This window comes from Actinomadura harenae (genome assembly GCF_003696215.1).
GTDB classification, from domain to species: Bacteria; Actinomycetota; Actinomycetes; order Streptosporangiales; family Streptosporangiaceae; genus Spirillospora; species Spirillospora harenae.
Genome location: NZ_RFFG01000180.1, coordinates 1 through 9868, shown reverse-complemented (window position 1 = coordinate 9868; position 9868 = coordinate 1). Strand labels below are relative to the sequence as shown.

General features: G+C 73.1%; 5 protein-coding genes, 1 other RNA gene and 1 pseudogene. 5 read left to right on the top strand and 2 right to left on the bottom strand.

Going from position 1 to position 9868, the window contains the following annotated elements; translation table 11 throughout:
• From EBO15_RS41425 to EBO15_RS41405, 5 genes are all read left to right on the top strand, one after another.
• Positions 1-706: histidine phosphatase family protein (locus tag EBO15_RS41425; RefSeq protein WP_233616829.1), on the top strand; the 706-nt coding region annotated here is incomplete at its 5' end.
• 79 nt (positions 707-785) lie between these two features.
• Complete coding sequence (locus EBO15_RS41420; protein ID WP_122199919.1) at positions 786-2120, top strand: TrpB-like pyridoxal phosphate-dependent enzyme; 1335 nt, start codon at positions 786-788, stop codon at positions 2118-2120.
• A gap of 24 nt (positions 2121-2144) precedes the next feature.
• Positions 2145-2526: RNase P RNA component class A (gene rnpB, locus EBO15_RS41415), an RNA gene on the top strand.
• Between the two features lie 123 nt (positions 2527-2649).
• On the top strand, positions 2650-4971 hold the full coding sequence (locus tag EBO15_RS41410) for a right-handed parallel beta-helix repeat-containing protein (protein ID WP_122199918.1): 2322 nt from the start codon (positions 2650-2652) through the stop codon (positions 4969-4971).
• Between the two features lie 371 nt (positions 4972-5342).
• Positions 5343-5630, top strand: coding sequence for a hypothetical protein (locus EBO15_RS41405; RefSeq protein ID WP_122199917.1), 288 nt, complete (start codon positions 5343-5345; stop codon positions 5628-5630).
• Positions 5631-5765: 135 nt separating this feature from the next.
• Here the strand turns inward: EBO15_RS41405 and EBO15_RS41400 are convergent, their stop codons facing one another.
• Positions 5766-8036, bottom strand: coding sequence for a SulP family inorganic anion transporter (locus EBO15_RS41400; RefSeq protein ID WP_122199916.1), 2271 nt, complete (start codon positions 8034-8036; stop codon positions 5766-5768).
• 154 nt (positions 8037-8190) lie between these two features.
• Positions 8191-9868 (bottom strand): annotated as a pseudogene (locus EBO15_RS44830) (hypothetical protein); the annotation flags it as partial.

Sequence of the window (9868 nt, the reverse complement as noted above, 5' to 3'; positions counted from 1 at the left end):
GGAGTGGCGGCCGCGCGCCGAGGAGGAGCCCGCGCCCGTGCCCCCGCCGGCGCCCGCGGCCTCGGGCGCCCCGGGCTGGTCGGCCGCCACGACCACCCCGACCGGCACCCTGCTCCTCCGGCACGGCGAGACGTCGCTGTCGATCGAGAAGCGCTTCGCCGGGGTCTCGGACGTCCCGCTGACCGAGCGCGGCCTCGCCCAGGCCCGCGCCGCCGCCCGCGCGGTGAAGGACCGGGACGTCGAGGCGATCGTGACCTCGCCGCTCGAACGCTGCCGCGCCACGGCCGCCGAGGTCGCCGCCGTCACCGGCCTGGACGTCCGGGTCGAGGACGGCTTCCGCGAGACCGCCTTCGGCGCGTGGGAGGGCCTGACCTTCCGCGAGGCGTCCGAGCGCGACCCGGACGCCCTCGCCGCGTGGCTGGCCGACCCGTCCGCGGCCCCGCCCGGCGGCGAGAGCTTCGAGGCCGTCGCCCGGCGCGTCCGGACGGCCCTGGACAAGCTGAAGGTCCGGCACCGGCACAAGCGCGTCCTGGTGGTCTCGCACGTCACGCCGATCAAGATCCTCGTCGCGGACGCCCTGGGCGCGCCGCTCCCGTCCCTGTACCGGATGCACCTGGACACGGCGTCCCTGAGCCGCGTCGACTGGTACGACGACGGCCCGGCGAGCCTGCGCTCCTTCAACGACGTCCACCACCTGGACGCCTGACCGGATCAGGACTTGTGGCCCCGCGCCGGTGTCGTTACGTTGCGTACACGTATCGTGACGACGCCGCCGGAGGCCGCCCATGCCGCAGACCCGGATCAACCTGGACGAGTCCGACCTCCCGCGGCGCTGGTACAACGTCGTCCCGGACCTGCCCGAGCCGCCCCCGCCGCCGCTGCGTCCGGGCACCCGTGAACCCGTCGGCCCGGACGACCTGACCCCGCTCTTCCCGCCCGACCTGATCGCGCAGGAAGTGTCGTCCGAGCGCTATGTCGACATTCCCGAAGCCGTCCAGGACGCCTATCGCCTGTGGCGTCCGACGCCGCTCGTCCGGGCCCATCGCCTCGAGAAGGCCCTCGGCACACCGGCCCGCATCTACTTCAAATACGAGGGCGTTTCCCCGGTCGGCTCGCACAAGCCGAACACGGCCGTCCCGCAGGCTTACTACAACGCGACGCAGGGCGTCCGGCGCCTCACCACGGAGACCGGCGCGGGCCAATGGGGGAGCGCTCTGGCCTTCGCCTGCGCGCAGTTCGATCTCGAATGCGAAGTGTGGATGGTCAGGGCGTCCTACGACCAGAAGCCCTATCGCCGCACCATGATGGAACTCTTCGGCGCGAAGGTCCACGCCAGCCCTTCCCCGGAGACGTCGACGGGCGCCAAGGCCCTCGCGGACGACCCGTCCCACCCCGGCTCGCTGGGCCTGGCGATCAGCGAGGCGGTCGAATCGGCGGCTCCGTCCGACACCCGCTACGCCCTGGGAAGCGTCCTCAACCACGTCCTCCTCCACCAGACCGTCATCGGCGAAGAGGCTCAGGCCCAACTCGCCTCCCTCGGCGAATACCCCGACCTGATCATCGCCTGCACGGGCGGCGGCTCCAATTTCGCGGGCCTCACCTTCCCCTTCCTCCGTGACAAGCTCACGACCAGGGCGAACCCGCGCCTGCTGGCCGTGGAACCCGCCGCGTGCCCTTCTCTCACCCAGGGCCGCTACGCCTACGACTTCGGCGACACCGCGGGCTTCACGCCCCTTCTGAAAATGCACACCCTGGGCCACGAGTTCATTCCCGACCCCATTCACGCGGGCGGCCTCCGCTACCACGGAATGTCCCCGCTGCTGTCCCACATCCACGACCTGGGCCTCATCGAGGCCGCAGCCAAGCCCCAGAGCGAGACCTTCGAGGCGGGCCTGCTCTTCGCCCGCACCGAGGGCATCGTCCCGGCCCCGGAACCGGCGCACGCCCTGGCGGCCGTCATCGCCGAGGCCAGGGCCGCCACCGGCCCGGTCGTCATCCTCACCTCGGTCTGCGGCCACGGCCTCCTCGACCTGGCCGCCTACGGCGCCCACCTGACCGGCTCCCTGACCGAGCCGGACCCCGCGCCCCGCATCGCCGCCGCGCTGAGCCGCCTCCCGTAACCGGTACCCTTGACCCACGGCGGACGAGCCGGCCGGACGGCCGCGTCGGGGCATCGCCCCGTCGAGGAAAGTCCGGGCTCCACAGGGCAGGGTGGTCGGTAACACCGACCCGGGGCGACCCGCGGGACAGTGCCACAGAAAGCAGACCGCCACCGCGAGGTGGTAAGGGTGAAACGGTGAGGTAAGAGCTCACCGGCGCCCACGGTGACGTGGGCGGCCAGGTAAACCCCACCCGGAGCAAGGTCAAGAAGGGAAGCGACGCTTCCCGCGCAGGCGTTCGAGGGCGGCCCGCCCGATGCCTGCGGGTAGACCGCTGGAGGCCGCCGGCAACGGCGGTCCGAGATGGATGGCCGTCGCCGCCCCGCAAGGGACGGCACAGAACCCGGCTTACAGGCCGACTCGTCCGCCGCCCTTCCCCTCTCGCCTTCGGCGTGTTCGCGCGGTGGTCGTTGTATGCCCGCCGAGATCATGTTACTTACAGTTACGATCTTGTGCGTATAGTGACGATGATTCGGGCAGGGCAGCACCGATGAAAAGACGATGGCTCACATATCTGCTGGTGACGGCGCTCTCCGGAGCGGTCCCGGTGCTGGCGGCCGCACCACCGGCCGCCGCCGCGACCGTCATCAATGTCGCGACCACGGGCGCCGACGCGGCGGGGTGCGGCTCGGCCGCGTCGCCGTGCGCGACGATCCCGTTCGCCTACAACGCGGCCGGGACCGGGGACACCATCAGGGTGCAGGCCGGCACGTACGTCATGACCACACCCTTGGTCATCCGCAAGGACGACCTGCATTTCGAAGGCGCCCAGGTCGGCGTGGACGCCCGCACCCGGACGCCCGGGGACCCGGGGGAGACGGTCATCACGACCGTGGCCGGCACGCCGATCCGGTACGACCTGTGGGTCGCGCAGGCCAACGGGACATCGATCGACGGCTTCACCTTCACCGGGAACGGTGACGGCGCGGGAGTGACCACCAGCGAGAGCTTCAGCGGTTACCGGGTCGAGAACACCATCTTCTCGAACAACCTCAAGGGATTCGCCCCGTCCTCCAACGGCGTGACGCCTTCGGTGTTCCAGCAGAACCTGTTCATCAACAACAACAACGCCACGCTCGCGCCCGGTCAGCAAGGCAACGGGGTCTTCACCTACCGGCCGCTGGCGAACGCGACGTTCTCGAACAACAGGTTCCAGGACAACGGCAACTCGTCCATCAACATCTCCGGGGGCGAGGTCGCCGGGGCGACGCGGAACATCACCATCGCCGACAACGACATGGACGGCGAGTTCCCGGTCCAGCTCGTCGCCCTCAGGGACGTCACCGTCACCCGGAACAGCATGGTCGGCGGCTGGAGCGGTGTTCAGCTGTCCGGCGCCTGCCACGACGTCACGATCACGAACAACCACATCGCCGACAAGACCCGCGGCGGCATCCTGCTCTTCACCGGGTTCGCCGCGGTGACCAACACCGGCATCACCATCGAGCACAACACCATCGACGGGACCGCCACGATCGCCGGACGCTACGGCGTGGAGATCGCCAACTCCAGCGGCGTCGTCCTGCGCAACAACCGCATCACCGACTCCGGTCAGGGCGCGGTCGGCTTCACCACGCGCGGGCAGACGACGCGGAGCACCGACGCCACGATCACGCGGAACACCATCACCGGTTCCGGCGGCGCCGGGATCCTCGTCGCGGACGGCGCCTACAGCGGGCCCATGGCGGTCCACTACAACCGGATCGTCGACAACGGCGACAACCAGGGCCTGGTCAACAACGACTCCGAGGCGAACATCGACGCGCGCCTCAACTGGTGGGGCTGCAACGAGATGCCGGACGGCGGCGGCTGCGACCACGTGGTCGGGACGGCGGCCGGGCAGGTCGACTTCCAGCCCTGGCTGATCCTGACGATCAACTCGGTGCCCGACGACATCGCCGCCGGGCAGCAGGCGCAGATCACCGCCAGCCTGCAGAACGACTCCGACGGCGGCACGCCGGGCGGCCCGTTCTTCCACCCGGTGAGGACCGTCTTCAGCGCCGACCCGGGCAGCGTCGATCCCAGCGAGGTGGTCACCGACGCGCTTCTGCACGCCACGACCACCTGGCCCGCCGGTCAGCCCCGGCCCGAGGAGATCTGCGCCCGGATCGACCACCAGACCGTCTGCCTGCACTTCGAACCGCCCTCGGAGGAGGGCGCGATCGACCTCACCAAGCGCGTCGAGACGCCCGGCCCGTACAGGGTCGGGACGGACGTGCGGTACTCCTACACCGTCACCAACACCGGCGACGCCGAGCTGACCGACGTCCAGGTCAGGGACGACCGGGTCACCGACGTCACCTGCGAGGAGACGACGCTGGCGCCCGGGGCCGAGACCACCTGCCAGGGCACGTACCGGATCACCCGGGGCGACGCCTGCAGGAGGGGCGTGGACGGCGACGGTGACCAGAACGCGGAAGGCGACCACGACAGAGGCTGGGGAGACGGCAGGGAATGCCCGCTGACGAACGTGGCCGTGGCGTCGGGAACCGACCCGCAGGGCAACGAGGCCACCAGCGACCCCGCCAGGGTCACGATCCACGTCAGCGAGTCCGAGCGTCCGGGCCCGCCGCGACCCCCGAGGCCGCCGCGCCCGCCGCACCCGAAGCCCAAGCCGCCGCACCCCAAGCCGAAGCCGCCGCACAAGCGGCCTCCGCACAAGTGCCGGCCGTGTCACTGGCATCCGCACAAGTGCCCGCCGCGCAGGTGCTGGGCCCACAAGTGGTCGTCGCACCACGACTCCTGGCGCATGGAGGCCCCCCGCGAGGCGGCCTACCGCGAGGAGACGCCCGACGGCCAGGAATCGGCCTGACGGAAAGCAGGAACCCCGGCCGCCCGGGATGACCGGCGACCATGGGAACCCCGCTCCATAGAAGGACACCTCTCGCGCCCCGCTCCGAAGTCCGGAGCGGGGCGCGAGACGTGTCCGCCCGCGTGGTCGTCAAGGCTGGTCACGAGCGTGGACCTTCCCGATCTCGGAGACGTCGGTGGTGCCGGCGGTAGGACGGTCGGGAGGTGGTGGGAAGGGCCGTTCCGGTGGGTTCCGTGACTCAGGAGGATCGGGTCATGGGACACAGAGCGGGACGGACGGGCCGCTTACCGTCCGAAGTACGCAGCCGGATCTGTTGGGAGATCGGCGAGGCGGCGGGGACCGGCCCACGGGACCCGCGGAGAGGGGCGCTGATGATGATCGTGCTGGTGGCCCTGGTCGCGTTCGTTCCGGTGCTGGCGGTGCTGTTGTACCTGGTGGAGTTCGCCCGCGAGAGCCGGCGGGACGCGCTGTTCGCCCCGGCGGACAGCCGGAGCGCGCGGCGGGCCCGCAGGGTGACCGGCATGTACGTCCGGGGCGCCGTGGACCCCTACGCCCGCGAGTCCGGTGAGCCGTACACCCGCGCGTCCGGAGGCGGGTACGCCCGCGAGTCCGGAGATCGGTACACCCGCGGCGGCGATGAGGAGCTGGTGGGTCGCTGACCGCCGGGGGGCCGGGCCGCCCCTCTCGCCCAGGGGCGGCCCACGGCCCATGTCACACGTCCACGCTCAGACGGACCGGGCACCACGTCCGCACTCGGACGGGCCGTGCGCACGGCCCGTCCGGCACGTCGAGGCTCAGACGGCCGTGCGCTCGTCGCCGCGGACCGGGCCGAACGTCCCGGTCGCGCGGTCCAGGACGTGCACGTCGGCCGTCTCGAGGTCGAGGTAGAGGCCGACCAGGGTGACCTCGCCCGAGTCGACCAGGTCGCGCAGCCAGGGGTAGCTCTCCAGGTTCTCCAGCTGCTGGACGACGTTGAGCTGGCAGAGTCGGGTCATCGGGGACTGGTCCGGGACGGGCTCGGACGCGACGAACCGGGCGAGGCTGGGCTTGGCGTGCTGGATCCACCGGGTGAGGGAGGGCAGGTGCTCGACCTCCTTGCCGCCGGCCAGCAGCGCCGCCATCGCGCCGCAGTTGGAGTGGCCGCAGACCGTGATCGTCCGGATGCCGAGGACGTTCAGGGCGTACTCGACGGTCGCGGCGACCGAGTCGTCCGGGGGGACGGACCCGTGGCGCGGGACCATGTTGCCGACGTTCCGGTTGATGAACAGGTCACCGGGGCCGGACGCGGTGATGATGTTGGGCACCACCCGCGAGTCCACGCAGGTGATGAACAGGTGTTCGGGTTTCTGCTCGAAGGCGAGCTCGGCCATGATCGGGCGGACCAGGGCGGCGGTCCGTCCCTGGTACTCGCGGATCCCGGACAGCAGGAGCTCACTGGGCGTCCCCCCGGACGCGCCGGAGGAACTCCCCGGGCGGCGTCGGCGGTTCGCCCAGGGAGCCCACCAGCGGGAACCCGGGGGAGACTTGCGCTGACCAGACAAATCACCTGTCACGGCTCTTTCATACCAAGACTCGTGAATCTCGTCGATGTCGACCCTGCCCCCGAGCCGTTCGTGGGCCTGCCGCCAGTGGTGCACGGCCTCGAACGCCGCATGGTCCATGAAGTCGACGTTCAGGTCCAGGTCGACCCCCGCGCCCGCCGGGACGGCCGCCAGCGCCCGGGACAGTCGCGGCACCCCGAGGAACGTCAATGTCCCCTCCACGACGACGTGCCAGGTGGGCTCGCCGGGCCGGTCGTCCGCGCTCGGGACGGCCTCCTCGACCCGGACGGCCAGCCGGGTGAGCCGCCGCAGCGCCTGCGCCCCGGCGACCGCCATCCCGATCAGCACGCCCTCGCCCAGCCCCAGCAGCACCACGCCCGCCGCCGTCGCCAGGTGGACGGGGATCTCCCGGTGGCCGAGCAGGTCCCGCAGCCGGGCCGGGTCCAGCAGCCGGACGCCGAACACCACCAGCAGCCCGGCCAGCGCCGCCAGCGGGATCCGCTCGACCAGCGCCGCGCAGCTCACCGCCGCGGCCAGGCACCAGGCCCCCTGGAGGACGGTGGACGCCCGCGACCGCGCGCCCGCGTCGACGTTCACCGTGCTCCGGCTGATCAGCCCCACGACCGGAAGCCCGCCGAGCAGCCCGGACATCGCGTTCGCCGCGCCCTGCCCGAGCAGCTCGCGGTCGAGGTCGGCGCGCGGGACGCCGTCGGGCCGCCGCCGGTCCACCGCGAGCGCGCACAGCAGTGACTCCACGGCCGCGACCAGCGCGACGGCCGCGACCGCCCCGGCGATCTCGTGCACCGGCGCGTCCGGCAGGACCGGCGGACGCCAGCCGGTGAACAGCCGCTCCGGCATGTCCACGCGGGCGACGTCCCAGCCGAGCAGCCACGTCCCGGCCGAGGCGATCACGATGGCCGGGACCGGCGCGGGCACCCGCAGGATCGCCGTGGCCCGTCCCCGGGTGCCGTACCGGCGGGCCGCGTGCGTCCAGAGGAGCAGGACGGCGATCGTGACCAGCGCGACCGCCGCCGAGGGGGCGTGCGCGCGCATGAGGCGCTCGGGGAGCCCGGCCAGGTCCGCGGTCGCCGACCCCCGCGGCCGTCCGCCGAGGGCGATGTGCAGCTGCGACAGGGCGAGCACCAGCCCGACCCCCGCGAGCATGCCGTGGATCACCGCGGGCGACACGGCCAGCGCCACCCGGGCGACCCGGGCCGCGCCGAGCGCGAGTTGCACGAGCCCGGCGAGCAGCGTGACCCCGCAGGTCGCGCGCCACCCGTACGCGTGGACGAGCTCCGCGACGATCACCGCCAGCCCGGCCGCGGGCCCGCTGACCCGCAGCGGGGACCCGCCCGCGAGCCCTCCGACGATCCCGCCGACGACCGCCGCGACGAGGCCCGCCGCGACCGGCGCCCCGGACGCGACCGCGATGCCCAGCGACAGGGGGACGGCGACGAGGAACACGACGAACGAGGCGGCCAGGTCATGACGGAGAATGGAAACGGTACGTGAAGAATCAGTCACGCTTCGTATTCAAACAGGCGGGATTCCGTCACGCTCCGAAATCCACGAACCCGTCCCGCCTGGTCGGCGCCCTCCGGACTTGCGCACCGGCGTCCCTCGGACATGAGAAGAGGCCGCCCCCGGACGACGGGGACGGCCTCTTCGGGCGCTCGGATCAGCGGCGGTAGTCGCGGTGGTTCTGCCAGTCGTCCTGCTGCTGGGGCGGCTGCTGGTCCTGGTTGTTCCCGCCGTAGGACGGGTTGTTGTAGGAGCCGGTGCCGCCGGACTCGTTGCCGGGGAAGTAGCCCGATCCGTACGCCTGGGTGGCGTTCGGGTCGAAGGCCCCGGCCGGACGCGGTCCCGTGTCGTGCGACGGGATCGGGTCGCCGCCGCCATATCCGCCGCCACTGCCGCCGAACTCGCCGTACCGGCCGGGCTCGCCGGTCGAGCCGGTCGCGGACTGGCCGCCCGGCGCGCCGAGGCCGCCGCCGAACGCGTCGCGGCCCGAGGTCAGCGGGTCGTCGTAGCGCGCGGACGAGTCGTTGTACGTCGGCGCGGCCTGGTAGCCGCCAGTAGCCGGGCCACCCGCCGGGGAGCCGCCCGCCGCGCCGCCGAACGGCGGCGCGCCGAGCGGGTCGCTCAGCGGGTCGCCCAGCGAGTTGCCGAACGACTTGTCCGCGCCGGCCCCGGACGTGTCCGGGCCCTGCGTGCGCTGCCGGTCGCTCTGGATGCGCTGGAGCAGCTCGTCCACGGTCGGCAGCTGGGTCTCGCCGGTGTCGCCGCCGGGCACGCCCGCGCTCGCGGCGGGCTGCTGCGGCGCGGCGGGCGGCGGGGGAGCCGACGGGGTGCTCCAGCCGCCGGTGCCGGAGTCGGCCGCGGGCGACCGGTACCCGGAGGTGTCCGAGCCGAGGCCGCCGCCGAGCGGGAGGCCCAGCGGGTCGGCGCCGGACGCGGCCGCCGGACGGTCGTAGCCGTCGCCGGACGTCCCCGAGCGCGTGTTCAGCGGGTCGTTCCCGAACGGCGACGGGTGCTCGCCGGTGCCGCCGTAGGCGGGCTGCTGGGGCTCCGGTGTGCCGAACGGCGACGGGTCGCCGGCCGAGCCGAACTGCCCGAACCCCGAACCATCGCTCTGTCCGAACCCGGAGTCGTTCTGTCCGAACCCGGAGCCGTCACCGAAACCGGAGCCCGAACCCGAGCCGATTCCGGCGCCGGACGACGGGCCCTCGCCGTAGACGTGCTGGTCGGACGGGCCGGAGCCGAACGCGGGGTGCTCCCCGGACGGTCCGTACGGGGACTGCGGGCCGCTCTGGTCGAGCACCGGCAGCGGGTCGTGCGCGGTGGCGGACGGGTCGGCGCCGAACGAGCCGCCCTGCGGGTCGCTCTGGAGCGCGTTGCCCTGGCCGAACGGCGACGGGATCCCGCCCTGGGGGCCGCTGCCGGACGGAGCTCCGCCGAACCCCGCGTTCGCGCCGAAACCGGCGTCGGCACCGAAGCCGGCGTCTCCGCCGAGGGAGGCGGTCATCGCCGGGTCGCCCGCCATGCCGGGCTCGCCGAACTGGTCACCGGGCCCCCCGGGACCGGCGCCCATGGGCTGGCCGCCGGTGGCGTGCATCGGCGCGCCGGACGGGTCGGCCCCGTCCATGTCGTCGCGCTTGTCGTGCTGCCAGGGGAACTTGGGCTTGTCGAAGGTGATGGTCGCCCAGTAGTCGTCGTCGCCCATCTCGTCGCCGTGCCCGGACGGCGGGGGAGGGGGCGGGGAGGCCGCGGCCACCGGCTGCGGCGGCGGGGCCTGCTGCGTCTGCGACGCGGGCCCGCCGAGCCCGCCCGGAGCACCGGGGCCGCCGGGACCGGCG